Source organism: Flagellimonas aquimarina (assembly GCF_003149745.1).
GTDB lineage: Bacteria > Bacteroidota > Bacteroidia > Flavobacteriales > Flavobacteriaceae > Flagellimonas > Flagellimonas aquimarina.
In genome coordinates this window covers 421,854-436,189 of record NZ_QGEG01000002.1, presented here as the reverse complement: position 1 = coordinate 436,189, position 14,336 = coordinate 421,854, and the positions used below count along the sequence as shown (strand labels likewise).

Genomic DNA, 14,336 nt, shown 5'->3' with positions numbered 1-14,336 from the left:
TTTTTGGAATCTTTAATTAGTCGTTAAATGGCTAAAACCATAATATTCCTTTAGCTTTTTATGTTTTTAAAGCACTTGTCTTTAGTTAATTATAAGAATTTCTCTTCGAAGAGTCTAGAATTTGACCCGGTTATCAACTGTCTTGTTGGCGATAATGGTGTTGGAAAAACCAATATCTTGGATGCCATTTACCATCTTTCTTTTGGGAAAAGTTATTTTAATCCGGTTTCTACTCAAAACATAAAACATGAAACCGATTTTTTTGTAATTGAAGGTGAATTTGAAAAAGATGGAAGGGTAGAAAAAATCATCTGCAGCTTTAAACGAGGAATGAAAAAGGTCATTAAGAGAAACGGAAAGGCATACGAAAAGTTTTCTGAGCATATTGGTTTTTTGCCCTTGGTCATAATATCCCCTTCAGATAGGGACCTTATTACAGAAGGAAGTGATACCCGAAGAAAATTTATGGACGGTGTTATTTCACAATCAGATAAAGAATACCTTAAAACTCTGATCAAGTATAACAAAGTTTTGGTACAGCGTAACTCATTGCTCAAGTACTTTGCAGCCAACAATACTTTTGATTCCAATACATTGGCCATTTACAACGAGCAATTACATTCGTTGGGAACAGAAATTCACCAAAAAAGAGTCGAGTTTATAACCTCTTTTATTCCAATATTCAAGGAACAGTATGCGCACATTTCAGAAAAGGAAGAAGAGATCATGCTTTCTTATGAAAGTCAACTTTTAAACAACAAATTGTTAAGGCTTTTAGAAACTGCCATTGATAAGGACAAAGCAATACAATATACCAGTGTTGGCATCCATAAAGACGACCTCAATTTCACCATTGCCAATCATCCCATTAAAAAATTTGGTAGCCAAGGCCAACAAAAATCTTTCTTGATTGCCCTAAAACTGGCTCAATTCCATTTTATAAAGGAACAAGCTAAGACCACACCAATTCTTCTGCTTGACGATATTTTTGATAAACTGGATGAAAAACGAGTATCCCAGATTGTGGCGTTAGTTGACAATGATAATTTTGGACAGATATTTATTAGCGATACTCACGCTGAACGTACCGAAAATGTAGTTAAAAATATAAGACAGAGTTATAAAATATTTAACTTGTAGCATGAGAGAAATCTTGTTGTTCTTTTTAATTCTTTTTTTCTGGGGATGTGAAGAAACCTCCTTAGTAGAAGAAGATCTGCATCATTTAAATGGGTATTGGGAAATTACAGAAGTTACTTTTCAAGATGGTGCAGAAAAAAACTACACCGTAAATCCAAGTGTTGACTTTATACAATTAAAAGGAACCAAAGGCTACCGGAAAAAAGTTCAACCTAAATTTGACGGTACTTTTAGTACTTCCGATGATGCTGAGGTCTTTGAGGTTTTTGCCATAAACAAAGGTTTTACATTGCAATACAAGAATAGTTTAAGTGAACGGGAAGAAAAACTGGTTCAATTGGATTCAATATCTTTTTCAGTGCGCAGTGAAGATGGAATATTATATTCCTACAAAAGGTTTGAACCCATTTCAATACCAAAATAATGGCAAAAAGACACAACTCCCATATTCCTTTAAGTGATGCCCTCGGCGAATTTATCAAAGAAAATAAGCTTCAAAAAGGCATGGACAAGGTGAACGCAAAAGATGCTTGGGTAAAATTGATGGGGAATGGGGTCAATAATTATACTACCGCGATTGAACTTAGGAATGAAACCCTGTTCATATCCCTTTCCTCCTCGGTACTTAGGGAAGAGTTGAGTTTGGGAAAAACCAAAATCATCGCTATGCTCAATGAAGAATTGGGAAAAGAGTTGGTAAAAAAGTTGGTGCTCCGTTAATAGTATTACTTATTATTCTAAAATCAAGTGAAAAGAATTATTGAAACTGAACGATTAATAATCTGCGAAGCACAGATTGAAGATTCCAAGTTCTTTAAAAAATTATTGAACAGCCCAAATTGGATAGAATTCATTGGAGATAGAGGTGTAAGAACAGATAAACAGGCTGTAAAGTATATAAAGTCCAGTTTAATTGATTCTTATAATGAGAATGGCTATGGGCTCTATAAAATGTGCCTTAAAAAATCCTCAACACCCATTGGCATATGTGGTTTTGTAAAACGAGACTATTTGGATAACCCAGATATAGGATTTGCAATTCTGCCAGAGCATGAAGGAAAGGGTTACACCACAGAAGCCTGCATGGCAACAATGACATATGGAAAATCAGAACTAAAGCTGAGCCCCATATTAGGAATTACCACTCAAAAAAACAGCAAATCCCGTCATCTTCTTAGCAAAATTGGACTTCAAGAGACCGGGAAAATAACACCTAAAGGAGGCAACGAAGAACTCCTTTTGTTTTCAACTTAAAAAGCCACTGCAATGAGTGGCTTAGATACTTTAAAAAAAATTGCTTAATACGAGCTAGAATACTTCCCTACCGGAAAAATGGAAAGCTCCCTCTATTGCCGCATTTTCATCACTATCAGAGCCGTGAACAGCATTTTCACCTATGCTTGTAGCAAACAATTTACGAATAGTTCCTTCTGCAGCTTCTGCAGGATTGGTTGCTCCGATCAATGCACGAAAATCATCAACTGCATTATCTTTTTCCAAAATAGCTGGCACAATAGGCCCCCTCGTCATAAATTCAACCAATTCTCCAAAGAAAGGTCTTTCCTTGTGTATAGCATAGAATTCCTCAGCATCTCTTTTACTTAGCTGAGTATATTTCATTGCCACAATTCTGAATCCAGCAGCAGTTATTTTTTCCAAAATTGCACCAATATGTCCGTTTTCAACAGCATCTGGTTTGATCATGGTAAATGTTCTATTTCCAGTCATTTTTTAAATTTTGCGCAAACTTACGTTTTTTCGACCAACGAGCAAGGCTTAACATGCCTGTTTTAACTCTTGAAATACCTTCCTGTTTTCTCCTATTATTTTTTATCTGAGCTTCTTTATTGCTGAAATCCAACACAATAACTCCAAAACCAAGAAAGGAGGTCACCTTGTGCATTCAATAATTTTAAGTTTCAGGTGAACAAAATATAGATGATCGTGGTTTACCTCTATGTTATATTATTGTATCTTTGCCCGCATGAATTTAGAGGATATCACGACGATCAAGTCTATTCTTTCCCAGCCCCAAAAAATCGTAATCATACCCCATAAGAACCCTGATGGTGATGCCATAGGCTCATGCCTTGGACTGTTGGGCTTTTTAAAAGGTAAAGGATTGGAAGCTACCATAATCTCTCCAAATGATTACCCCAAGTTTCTAAAATGGATGCCCGGAAGTGATGCTGTCTTAAATTTTGAAAAGGAAAACTCACAATCCAAAAAAATACTTGAAGAAGCCACTGTAATTTTCACCTTAGATTTTAATGATCTATCCCGTACTGGTCAGTTAGAAGCTTTTTTAAAAGACAAAAAGGCGGATTTTATTATGATAGACCATCATCAACAACCCGGTAATTATGCAAGAGTGGCCTACTCAGATGTAAGCATGAGTTCCACTTGCGAGATGGTTTACAATTTTATAGAGTACTTGGGAGAGTTGAATAGCATGACCAAGGCTATTGCAACTAATCTATATACAGGAATTATGACCGATACAGGGTCGTTTAAATACAGATCAACATCCAGCAGAACGCACCGGGTAGTTGCGGACCTAATAGATAATGGAGCAGAAAACATGATGATTCATCAAAACATTTACGATAACAATGCTCCTGCTCGGCTCCATTTGTTGGGGGTTGCATTAAGCAACATGGTGATTCTATCAGAATATAACACCGCTTATATTACATTGACGCAGGAAGAACTTGATGCACATGATTATAAGAAAGGAGACACAGAGGGTTTTGTAAATTATGGATTAACACTCGAAGGAATTATTTTTGCAGTGATTTTTATTGAAAATAGAGAAGAGGGCATTATAAAAATATCATTCCGTTCGGTAGGTGATTTTTCGGTTAATGAATTTGCAAGAAACCATTTTAACGGTGGTGGTCACGACAACGCCGCTGGAGGAAGAAGCGAAATAAGCATAGAAGAAACCATTGAACAATTTAAGACTATCCTAAAAGCTTATAAAAGTCAGTTAAATCCATGAAAGGTCTTTTCTTAATTTTTGCTGCAATCTTATTCGTCAACTGTGGAGGTCCTGAACCCAGAAGACCCGTAGAGGTAAAATCTGGCAGTTTTTTTAAAGAATCCGTGGAACGGAATAAACAACTATTAGAACTAGAAGAAAAAATCATTGCCAATATTATTGAACAGGATACCGTTCATGATTATTTGGCCAGTCCAAGTGGGTTTATGTACTTTTTTGAATTCAAAAACGATACGGCTACCTATTTGCCAAGAACCAATGACCAGATATTATTTTCCTATAACCTTGTTACTCTTGACAATGATACCATCTATTCCATGAAGGAAATTGGCCCCACTTCATATGTTGTGGACAAAGAACAGCTGTTTCCTGGTTTGCAAAATGCGGTCAAATTGCTTAAAATCAGTGAGCGTGCAACATTTTTGTTCCCTTCTTTGCAGGCATACGGCTATCATGGTGACGGAAATGACATTGGACCAAAAACACCTTTAAAATCAACAATCGAATTACATACCATTATTATTAATCAAGATAGTTTAAATCTAAAACCATAACAACAATGAAACAATCACTTGTTTTAATCACTCTACTTTCAATAGTATTTTTTGGATGCAAGTCTGGCAAATATGCTGACTTAGGTGATGGAATTTTTGCGGATATACAGACCAGTCAAGGTGACATAATTGTAAAACTAGAACACGAAAAGACACCTGTTACAGTGGCCAACTTTGTATCACTGGCGGAAGGTAACAACCCTTTTGTAGCTGATACCCTTAAAGGAAAAAAATATTATGACGGTATTGTTTTTCACAGAATAATCAAAGACTTCATGATACAAGGTGGAGATCCTACCGGAACAGGAAGCGGGAGTCCGGGGTATAAGTTTAAGGACGAGTTCCATGACTCTCTTTCACATTCTAAAAAAGGAATTCTATCGATGGCCAATTCAGGCCCCAAAACAAATGGAAGCCAATTTTTTATTACACATAAGGAAACTCCTTGGCTAAATGGAAGGCATTCTGTTTTTGGCGAAGTAGTAATGGGTATTGAGGTAGTGGACACAATTGCAAATGTTGAGGTCATTGCTCCCGCAAACAAACCCAAAGTGGACGTGGTAATGAACAAGGTGGAAATAGTAAGAAATGGCAAAGAGGCCAGGAAATTTGATGCCATTCAAATCATGACCGATTACTTTGCCGAGGAAGAAGCTGCTGTGGCCGCTTTCAAGAAAATGAAAGAGGATTTTGTTGCGGAGCTTAATAAACAAAAGGAAGATGCAGAAGGAACTGCTTCTGGGCTTAAAATCTTTTCTTTGGTCAAAGGAGATGGGGAACAGCCAAAAATAGGACAAAGAGTGTTGGTCAACTATGCAGGTTGGTTATCTAATGGTGATTTGTTTGACAGCAACTATGAAGAAGTAGCGACCAAACACAACAAGTTTGATGCTAAAAGAAAACAAGGCAATGGATATTCACCCGTATTAATGGAGTATAGTCCAGAAGCCAGACTCATTCCAGGTTTTAAAGAAGGTCTTCAAACAATGAAAGTTGGAGATAAGATCCGCTTGTTTATTCCTCCTCATTTAGGGTATGGAGCTCAGGGCGGTGGCCCCATACCTCCAAATTCTGATTTGGTTTTTGATTTGGAAATTACAGGAATTGAAGAGTAAACCCGCACTATAAAGGAAAAAGCTGCATATACCAATGCGGCTTTTTTTATGCTTTTGCCCAAAGCTTTGTTAACACACAAAACCTTATTGTCCATCTAAGAATTAAAAGTTAGATTAGAAGCTTTTATACATTATCCAATATTTTTTAATTTTTGATGGGACAGAAAATTAAAACAATTATTGCCATTGCTCTACCATTGCAAATAATTCTGGTAAAATGGGTTGGTAGTTATCCTGAGTTTATTGAAGAATATTACAGCAACGGATTCTATCAAGGTATCTCGTGGGTCTTAAGAACGCTTTTTGGCTGGGTGCCGTTTTCTATGGGCGATCTTTTTTATCTAACACTTTTCATTTTGGCCGGAAGGTATTTGTATATGCATTGGAAATCTATTAAAAAGAAGCCATTGCTCTTTTTGAAGGATATAATAGTGGTATTGTCCATTGCGTATTTTGCATTCCATCTACTTTGGGGAATGAACTACTACAGACAACCTATTACATGGAAATTGGATATAGAAAAAGAATACACCAAGGATGAACTTGGCTCTTTCACACAGTATTTGGCAGAAAAAACCAATCATTACCAAACCAAAATTACCGGAGACAGTATTGATCCGGTAAAAATTCCATACTCAAAAAAAGAAATATTTAAAAAAACAAAAGCCGGTTATGAATTGTTGAAGGAGAACTACCCGAATTTTGAATATAAAAAACCCAGTCTTAAATCATCTCTTTTTAGTCTTCCCTTAACCTATATGGGATATGGGGGGTATTTAAATCCATTTTCCAATGAAGCACAGGTAAACGGAATAACCCCTCTTCATAGATTACCCACAGTAAGTGGGCATGAAATAGGGCATCAACTAGGTTATTCTGCAGAAGATGCAACTAATTTTATAGGGTTTTTGGTCACCGCCAAAAACGAAGACATGTACTTTAAGTACGCCGCTTACTCGCACGCCTTGGCCTATTGCCTATCTGATTTATCAAGAAAAGATGATGTAAGGTTTAAAGAAATTGCTGAACAACTAAATCCTGGGGTCAAAAAAAATTTCAAAGAGGTTTCCGAGTTTTGGAAACAATATGAAAATCCTTTGGAACCTGTGTTCAAGTCTATTTTCAACACCTTTTTAAAAGCAAATAATCAAGAAGAGGGCATCAATAGTTATAATTCGGTGGTGGGACTTTTGATCAATTATCATGACAAGTATATATTCTAAATTGTAGCTTGTACAATACTCTTACTTCCGCTACCTTTAAAGCGACTAATCCAATAAGTATTATATGAAAATGAGACTGCTAGCACTAACCCTACTTTGGGGAAGTGTCTCTTTGTTCGCACAAGATTATTTCCCAAAAAATGATGGTGTCAAAACAAAAAACAACAATTACATGGCATTTACCAATGCCAAGATCTATGTTACTCCTAACCAGATTATCGAAAACGGAACACTGCTTATCCAAAATGGAAAAGTTATTCAGGTAGGAAACACGGTAAGTATTCCCAAAAATACCGTGGTGGAAGATTTAGAGGGAAAATACATCTACCCCTCATTTATTGATGTGTTCTCAAGCTTTGGTGTAAAAAAACCTAAAAAGGCCGAGAGTCGAGGTAGATCCGCCCAATACAATGCTTCTCGTGAAGGGTTTTACTGGAACGATCATATAATGCCTGAAAACGATGCCATTTCAAGCTTCAATTATGACGATAAAAAGGCCAAAGAACTCAGAAAAGCAGGTTTTGGGGTTGTCAATTCTCATATCCAAGATGGTATTGCCAGAGGTTCTGGGGTTTTAGTTGCACTAAACGACCACGGAAGTGAATCCAAAAGAATCTTGGAAGATAGATCGGCTCAATATTTTTCTTTCAAAAAAAGCATTGCAAAAAATCAATCCTATCCAACCTCATTAATGGGTGCCACTGCTTTAATGCGCCAGTTGTATTATGATATGGCCTGGTACAGCAAAGGTAATGTAGATACAAAAGACCGCTCAATAGAAGCCTTGTTAGAAAATAAAGGAATGACTCAGATTTTTGCTGCTGGCAACAATGGAAATGTTTTGAGGGCCGATAAAATTGGTGATCAATTTGGAGTTCAATATGCCATTTTAGCTGGCGGGGATGAATACGAATACATACAAGAGGTAAAAGCTACCAATGCCAAATTAATAGTACCGCTCAACTTCCCTAAAGCATATGACGTTTCAAATCCGTATGAAGCACACTATGTTACCCTAAAAGATATGAAACATTGGAATCTGGCCCCCTCAAACCCTAAGGCACTAGAAGAGAATTCAATTCAATTTTCATTCACTTTACAAAATTTAAAGTCGCCATCGGAATTTAAATCGAAGCTGATGAAGGCCATTGACCATGGACTTTCCAAAACTAAAGCATTGGAAGCATTGACAACTGTTCCAGCAAACATTTTAGGAAAATCCAATGAGATAGGTTCCTTACAGGTAGGTAGACAAGCAAATTTGTTGATTGCTTCTGGAGATATTTTCGAAAAAGGAGCAACGTTGTATGAGAATTGGGTGCAAGGAGAAAAAAATGTCATCAATTCTAAAGATCATGAAGACATTCGTGGAGATTACAATCTTGTCATAAACGGCATCACATATGCCTTATCCATAACTGGCGAATCAAGCAAACCCAAGGCAGTTGTAAAAAGAGATACCGTAAAACTTGACTCCAAAATTGAATACAAGACAGATTGGCTGAACCTGTCCTTTTCCAATAACGATGGGGAATCCTATAGATTGATAGCTTTGATTACCGAAGACAGAGAAAACATTAAGGGTAGAATTACATTACCTAATGGAAATGAATCTTCAGTAAACATTCAAAAAACTGCTTCTTTTGAAGAAAAGGAAAAAACACACTCCAAAGGCGATAGCCCCAAGTTGATGCCTCTAACCTATCCAAACGTGGGCTATGGTTACAAGGTAATGCCAAAACAAGAAAACTTCCTTTTTAAAAATGCAACGGTCTGGACCGGTGAAACCATAATGGAAACTACGGATGTTTTGGTCAAAAACGGTAAGATCACCAAAATTGGAAAAGGGCTTAACGCCGGAAATTCCAAATTGGTCGATGCCACTGGAAAACACTTAACCGCGGGCATTATTGATGAACATTCCCATATTGGAGCTCTTGCCGTAAATGAAGCGGGTCATAATTCCACTGCAGAAGTAAAAATGACAGATGTGGTAGATCCCAAGGACATGGACATCTATAGAAACTTAGCCGGAGGAGTAACTACCATTCAACTGCTTCATGGCTCAGCAAACCCAATTGGTGGACGTTCAGCCATTTTACGTTTAAAATGGGGTGAAAGCGCAGATGGACTCATATTTCAAAACTCTCCTAAATTCATAAAATTTGCTTTGGGAGAAAATGTAAAACAATCTAACTGGCAAAGCTTTTCACGTTTTCCACAAACCAGAATGGGAGTGGAACAACTCTTTGTGGACTACTTTCAGCGTGCCAAGGAATATGATACAAAAAAGAAAAGTGGACAGGCTTTCCGATATGATGAGGAAATGGAAACCTTGGCAGAGATTTTAAATGGAGAGCGCTTTATTAGCTGTCATTCCTATGTTCAAAGTGAAATCAATATGCTGATGAAGGTTGCGGAAAAATTCAATTTCCGTGTAAATACCTTCACTCATATTTTGGAAGGTTACAAAGTAGCGGACAAAATGGCCGAACATGGTGTAGGTGGTTCCACATTTAGTGACTGGTGGGCTTACAAATACGAGGTAAATGACGCAATCCCCTACAATGCTGCAATCATGGCCGCTCAAGGAGTAACCGTAGCCATAAATAGTGATGATGCGGAAATGTCAAGAAGATTGAACCAAGAGGCTGGAAAAACCGTAAAATACGGAGGAATGTCAGAAATTGAGGCATGGAAAACAGTTACTCTCAATCCAGCTAAACTATTGCACATTGATGATCGGGTAGGAAGCATTGAAATAGGTAAAGATGCAGATTTGGTGCTATGGAACGATCATCCTCTTTCTGTATACGCCAAAGCGGAAAAAACCATGATAGAAGGTGTGGTTTATTTCGATTTAGAAAAAGACAAATCACTTCGCGAATCTGTAAAAAAGGAGCGAAGTCAACTTATTAGCATGATGTTGAACGAAAAAGCAAATGGAGCAAAAATGCAAGGTCCTAAAGAAAACAAAAAACCAAAGTTTCACTGCGAAAGCCTATAAAAGATAAAATGATGAAAAAAATTATATCACAATTCATATTATTAGGGCTGATGGGCATTTTTGCGGTGACGGCGCAACAAACTCCTGCTCCCATTCAGAAAGAGATAATTACCATAACAGGAGCTACCGCCCATATTGGTAACGGTACCATTGTAGAAAACTGTACAGTAGTATTCGAAAATGGAAAAATAACTGCAATAGGTGGGCCTGAGGTAGAAAACAAAGGTCAAATTATTACCGCGGAGGGAAAACACATCTACCCTGGTTTTATAGCTCCGGGAAAGTCTTTGGGCTTGGTTGAGGTAAATGCAGTAAGGGCAAGTAATGATCAGGATGAAATTGGAGACATTATTCCACATATAAGAAGCATTATAGCCTACAATGCGGAATCTAAAGTTGTGGAAAGCATGAGGCCCAATGGAGTATTGCTAGGGCAAATAACCCCTAAAGGAGGAAGAATTTCAGGCACATCTTCAATTGTGCAATTTGATGCTTGGAACTGGGAAGATGCTGCCGTAAAAATGGATGATGGAATTCACTTGAACTGGCCAGCCATTTTCAGAAGAGGTAGATGGTGGATGGGAGAGCCAAGTGGCTTTATCCCTAATAAAGACTATCAAAAACAAGCAGACGAAGTGAAATCCTTTATGAACAATGCCAATGCCTATGGTAAAGACAAAGTAAAAGAAAGGAATGCCGCTTTTGCTGCTATGCAAGGTGTTTTTAATGGCACAAAACGTTTATACATCTATGCCGATGGTGAAAAAGAAATGATGGATGCCATCACCACGGCAAAGAAATCTGGAGCAGAAAACATTGTCCTTGTCGGCGGGTATCATGCACATAAAATCAGTGATTTCTTAAAGGAACATAATATCCCTGTTTTGGTCAATTTCACCCATACCCTCCCTAAGTTTGATGATGACGATTATGATTTCACTTTCAAATTGCCAAAATTGTTGTTGGAAGCCGGTTTGCTGGTAGGTCTTCAGAATGCATCTGCATCCAATTTTCAGACTAGAAATCTTCCTTTTTATGCCGGTCAAGTAGTTGCGCAAGGGCTAGAAAAGGAAAAAGCGTTACAAATGTTAACGGGAAATACAGCTAAAATTTTAGGAATCGATTCAGATTACGGCACGTTGGAAGTTGGAAAAAGTGCCACTTTGTTTATTTCTGAAGGAGATGCTCTGGACATGAGAACCAATAGGCTTTCAAGAGCTTTTATAGATGGAAGGGACATTTCTTTGGAAACCCATCAAACTAAACTCTGGAAACGATATATGGGTAAGTACGAAGGAAAATAAGAAAAAATAAGGGCGGCGTTCCTAGGAACGCCGCCCTTATTACTTTTTAGTTCTTTTTTACTGTTACAAACTCAGCCTTTTCAGGCTTTGCATAAAACTCATTGGGCAATGAAGCCTTACTCAAGGTAACGTTCTCAAACTGAACGGTACTTCTAGCATCCAATATTTTTTTACCTTCAAAATTATACCAGGTTATTGATTTTGGAAGCACTGCCCCATCAATGGTCTGCCAATCATTGTACCTGATCCATTTAACAGTTTCTGACACCTCCCCTGTTCTATAGGTCACCGTATATCCCAACCAAGCCATTTGGTGAGTATTTGAATCAAAATAAATGAAGTATTCGTCTTTGGAGGAGGTACCTACTCCAGATTCGTATGAGATTCTAATACCTGGATAACTTTTGTCATCATATACCAAATCTTCTGTCTCAGAATAGATTATACCATCATCGGCCAAAACAAATGGCATGGCATAAAAGTAAAACATTAGATTATGGTAAAACCCAGCATCTCCTTTGTAGTTTTTTTCAGTATCCAGCAACCAAACCTCTTTACCATCGGACCCCAAAGAGAACTGCTCAGAATCTACACGATCTTTTCTGGACCATAAATCTATGGTGTGCGTCTCTGTAAAATCTTTTTTTGGCATGTCATATGTGAGGGTGCGCTGCTCTTTCCAGACCGCCAAACCACCGTGGGCCTCAAAGATTTTTTCCATAGCTTCTGGAAACTTTGGGTTGGGTTCAACAGTTTCCTCTTGAACGGCCTTCATGGTTTCTTCTTTTTTTGTAGCAGGTTTGCACGCCCCAATAGCAAGTGCAAGAAATAGGATAGTTGCTTTCTTCATAGTTGTATAGTTTGCCGCTTCGTCGGAAATTCCTTCTTAAGATTACAAGATTACGTATTTTTGATGTGTGAAGGAAGCCAAATTAATCAGCAGTATCCAAAACCCTCTGGTAAAGAAGATATTGCTCCTTAAAGAAAAGTCGAGAGAACGAAAGAAAACTGGGCTTTTTGTTGTGGAAGGGAAACGTGAAATTGAACTGGCACAAAAAGGAAGTTTCACTTTAAAAACCATCCTGTTTTGCCCAGAGATTTTAAAGGATTTTGCTTTAAATCCTCTCATACAAAACTCCAAGATTGAAGTTATTGAAATATCCAGGCCCGTTTATGAAAAAATTGCACATAGAGAAACTACTGAAGGTATATTGGCTATTGTAAAAAGTAAAGAGCATGGATTGGAAAAAATCCTATTTAAAAATGACTATCCTCTGGTCTTAGTTGCCGAAGCTCCTGAAAAACCCGGTAATATTGGGGCGCTTTTAAGAACAGCTGATGCTGCTGCGGTTGATGCCGTTTTTATTGCCAACCCAAAATCAGACATCTATAGCCCCAACATCATTCGTTCTAGTGTAGGCTGTGTATTCACCAACCAAATTGGCATGGGCGCCACGGAGGACATCATTGATTTTCTTAAAGAAAAAGAGATTAAAATATACTGTGCAGCCCTTACGGCATCTAAAAACTATGTAGAATGCAATTTTAAAGGAGGTATAGCCATAGTTGTAGGCACGGAAGCATCTGGTCTTACCGATACTTGGCTTCAAAGTTCCGACCAAAACCTAATTATCCCGATGCAAGGTGAAATAGATTCTATGAACGTTTCCGTATCGGCGGCAATACTTATATTTGAAGCGAAGCGGCAACGCGGATATTAGCCTATGGAAAAAACTACTCTCTTTTACACCATCATTTTTATTTTGGTAATTCAGTACTTAGTCCATCAAGTACTGGAGCACCTTAACGCAAAGCGTTTCACATCCAACGTTCCATCTGAACTGAGCGATGTTTTTGATGATGTAGAATACCAAAAATCGCAGAAATATAAAAGAACCAATTACAGATTTGGATTGTTTTCTGATGGGTTTTCGTTGATTCTGACCCTTTGCTTCCTATTTTTTGGAGGATTTGAATGGATTGATACCATTACCCGTTCAATAACGGACAAAACAATTCCCATGGCCTTGATTTTCTTTGGGTTTATGCTTTTAGGGAGTAGTATTCTGGGAACGCCTTTTTCTTATTACCAGACTTTTGTCATCGAGGAAAAGTATGGCTTTAACAAAACAACCAAAAAACTGTTTTTCTTGGACAAAATTAAGGGCTGGGTGCTTTCTATAGTTTTTGGAGGAGGAGTGCTATCCCTATTCATACTTTTTTATCAATGGACGGGAGCGGACTTTTGGATTTATACTTGGATCCTTGTTGGTTCCATCATATTGTTCATGAATTTGTTTTATAGCAGATTGATTGTGCCTCTTTTTAATAAACAAACACCGTTAACAGATGGCAGTTTAAAAAGTGCTATTGAAAACTACTCCAAGAAAGTGGGCTTTGAGCTTAAAAACATTTTTGTGATTGACGGTTCCAAAAGATCTACCAAAGCCAATGCTTACTTTTCTGGATTTGGAAAGGAAAAACGCATCACATTGTTTGACACCCTTATCAATGATTTAAGTGAAGAAGAAATTGTGGCAGTTTTGGCACATGAAGTGGGGCACTACAAACGAAAACACATAATTTTTAACCTATTGGTTTCTTTAGGGTTAACGGGGTTTACACTTTTCATACTGTCCCTGTTCATAAACAGTCCAGAAATATCGTTGGCAATTGGGGTATCAACACCAAGCTTTCATGCAGGACTTGTCGGCTTTGTATTGCTCTATAGTCCAATTTCCGAAGTTACCGGACTTGCTATGAACTATCTATCAAGAAAGTTTGAGTTCCAAGCAGATGATTATGCCAAGAAAACCTTTGATGCAACACCTTTGGTAACATCGTTAAAAAAGCTTTCTAAGAACAATTTAAGTAACTTGACGCCACACCCCGCCTATGTATTTGTGCATTACTCCCACCCTCCTCTAGTAGAGCGCATTAGAAACCTAAAGGCATGATTTTTGTTGGTTACCTTTAAAGATTGTGGTAATTT

Annotated in this window: 14 protein-coding genes; 12 read left to right on the top strand and 2 right to left on the bottom strand. The window is 37.7% G+C overall.

All coding sequences use genetic code 11. From position 1 onward, the window contains the following. The first annotated feature begins 60 nt into the window (after positions 1-60). From recF to DKG77_RS08765, 4 genes are read left to right on the top strand one after another with little or no spacing between them, the layout of a single operon-like run. Positions 61-1,140, top strand: coding sequence for a DNA replication/repair protein RecF (gene recF / locus DKG77_RS08780; protein WP_109662239.1), 1,080 nt, complete (start codon positions 61-63; stop codon positions 1,138-1,140). A gap of 1 nt (position 1,141) precedes the next feature. After that, on the top strand, positions 1,142-1,564 hold the full coding sequence (locus DKG77_RS08775; protein WP_109662237.1) for a hypothetical protein: 423 nt from the start codon (positions 1,142-1,144) through the stop codon (positions 1,562-1,564). Further along, positions 1,564-1,860: a DciA family protein gene (locus tag DKG77_RS08770; protein WP_109662235.1), complete on the top strand. Its 297-nt coding sequence runs from the start codon at positions 1,564-1,566 to the stop codon at positions 1,858-1,860. The genes DKG77_RS08775 and DKG77_RS08770 overlap by 1 nt, the downstream gene beginning before the upstream one ends. Before the next feature lie 27 nt (positions 1,861-1,887). Further along, positions 1,888-2,394 carry a GNAT family N-acetyltransferase gene (locus tag DKG77_RS08765; RefSeq protein ID WP_243414893.1) on the top strand — a complete coding sequence of 169 codons (507 nt, stop codon included), beginning with the start codon at positions 1,888-1,890 and terminating at the stop codon, positions 2,392-2,394. A gap of 54 nt (positions 2,395-2,448) precedes the next feature. Here DKG77_RS08765 and DKG77_RS08760 read toward each other — a convergent pair whose 3' ends face one another. Further along, on the bottom strand, positions 2,449-2,868 hold the full coding sequence (locus DKG77_RS08760; protein ID WP_109662234.1) for a nucleoside-diphosphate kinase: 420 nt from the start codon (positions 2,866-2,868) through the stop codon (positions 2,449-2,451). Positions 2,869-3,124: 256 nt separating this feature from the next. On the opposite strand from DKG77_RS08760, the gene DKG77_RS08750 reads away from it, so the two are divergent. The 6 genes from DKG77_RS08750 (at position 3,125) to DKG77_RS08725 (ending at position 11,344) form a co-directional block, all read left to right on the top strand. After that, positions 3,125-4,141 (top strand): DHH family phosphoesterase, encoded by a 1,017-nt coding sequence (locus tag DKG77_RS08750; RefSeq protein WP_109662230.1) that lies wholly within the window; start codon positions 3,125-3,127, stop codon positions 4,139-4,141. After that, positions 4,138-4,695 (top strand): gliding motility-associated peptidyl-prolyl isomerase GldI, encoded by a 558-nt coding sequence (gldI, locus tag DKG77_RS08745; protein WP_109662228.1) that lies wholly within the window; start codon positions 4,138-4,140, stop codon positions 4,693-4,695. Before DKG77_RS08750 ends, gldI begins: the two co-directional genes overlap by 4 nt. Before the next feature lie 5 nt (positions 4,696-4,700). Then, entirely contained in the window at positions 4,701-5,810 is a 1,110-nt protein-coding gene (locus DKG77_RS08740) for a peptidylprolyl isomerase (protein WP_109662227.1), read from the top strand. A 155-nt stretch (positions 5,811-5,965) separates the two neighbouring features. Next, the gene (locus tag DKG77_RS08735; RefSeq protein WP_109662225.1) at positions 5,966-7,033 is read left to right on the top strand and encodes a DUF3810 domain-containing protein; all 1,068 of its coding nucleotides are present in this window, start codon (positions 5,966-5,968) and stop codon (positions 7,031-7,033) included. Between the two features lie 64 nt (positions 7,034-7,097). Next, positions 7,098-10,040, top strand: coding sequence for an amidohydrolase family protein (locus tag DKG77_RS08730; protein WP_109662223.1), 2,943 nt, complete (start codon positions 7,098-7,100; stop codon positions 10,038-10,040). 11 nt (positions 10,041-10,051) lie between these two features. After that, complete coding sequence (locus DKG77_RS08725; RefSeq protein WP_109662221.1) at positions 10,052-11,344, top strand: amidohydrolase family protein; 1,293 nt, start codon at positions 10,052-10,054, stop codon at positions 11,342-11,344. 46 nt (positions 11,345-11,390) lie between these two features. On the opposite strand, the gene DKG77_RS08720 is transcribed toward DKG77_RS08725, so the two are convergent. Beyond that, entirely contained in the window at positions 11,391-12,194 is an 804-nt protein-coding gene (locus DKG77_RS08720; protein ID WP_109662219.1) for a DUF6503 family protein, read from the bottom strand. A gap of 67 nt (positions 12,195-12,261) precedes the next feature. Between DKG77_RS08720 and DKG77_RS08715 the strand changes: the two genes are divergently transcribed. Both DKG77_RS08715 and DKG77_RS08710 read left to right on the top strand, forming a co-directional pair. Then, a complete protein-coding gene (locus DKG77_RS08715; protein WP_109662218.1) occupies positions 12,262-13,065 on the top strand; it encodes a TrmH family RNA methyltransferase in 804 nt (267 codons plus the stop codon). Positions 13,066-13,068: 3 nt separating this feature from the next. Continuing rightward, entirely contained in the window at positions 13,069-14,301 is a 1,233-nt protein-coding gene (locus DKG77_RS08710) for a M48 family metallopeptidase (RefSeq protein WP_109662216.1), read from the top strand. Positions 14,302-14,336 lie beyond the last annotated feature (35 nt).

Coding starts and splice junctions, on each gene's coding strand:
- recF (WP_109662239.1), top strand. CDS start 61: ATGTTTTTAAAGCACTTGTCTTTAGTTAATTATAAGAATTTCTCTTCG.
- DKG77_RS08775 (WP_109662237.1), top strand. CDS start 1,142: ATGAGAGAAATCTTGTTGTTCTTTTTAATTCTTTTTTTCTGGGGATGT.
- DKG77_RS08770 (WP_109662235.1), top strand. CDS start 1,564: ATGGCAAAAAGACACAACTCCCATATTCCTTTAAGTGATGCCCTCGGC.
- DKG77_RS08760 (WP_109662234.1), bottom strand. CDS start 2,868: ATGACTGGAAATAGAACATTTACCATGATCAAACCAGATGCTGTTGAA.
- DKG77_RS08750 (WP_109662230.1), top strand. CDS start 3,125: ATGAATTTAGAGGATATCACGACGATCAAGTCTATTCTTTCCCAGCCC.
- gldI (WP_109662228.1), top strand. CDS start 4,138: ATGAAAGGTCTTTTCTTAATTTTTGCTGCAATCTTATTCGTCAACTGT.
- DKG77_RS08740 (WP_109662227.1), top strand. CDS start 4,701: ATGAAACAATCACTTGTTTTAATCACTCTACTTTCAATAGTATTTTTT.
- DKG77_RS08735 (WP_109662225.1), top strand. CDS start 5,966: ATGGGACAGAAAATTAAAACAATTATTGCCATTGCTCTACCATTGCAA.
- DKG77_RS08730 (WP_109662223.1), top strand. CDS start 7,098: ATGAAAATGAGACTGCTAGCACTAACCCTACTTTGGGGAAGTGTCTCT.
- DKG77_RS08725 (WP_109662221.1), top strand. CDS start 10,052: ATGAAAAAAATTATATCACAATTCATATTATTAGGGCTGATGGGCATT.
- DKG77_RS08720 (WP_109662219.1), bottom strand. CDS start 12,194: ATGAAGAAAGCAACTATCCTATTTCTTGCACTTGCTATTGGGGCGTGC.
- DKG77_RS08710 (WP_109662216.1), top strand. CDS start 13,069: ATGGAAAAAACTACTCTCTTTTACACCATCATTTTTATTTTGGTAATT.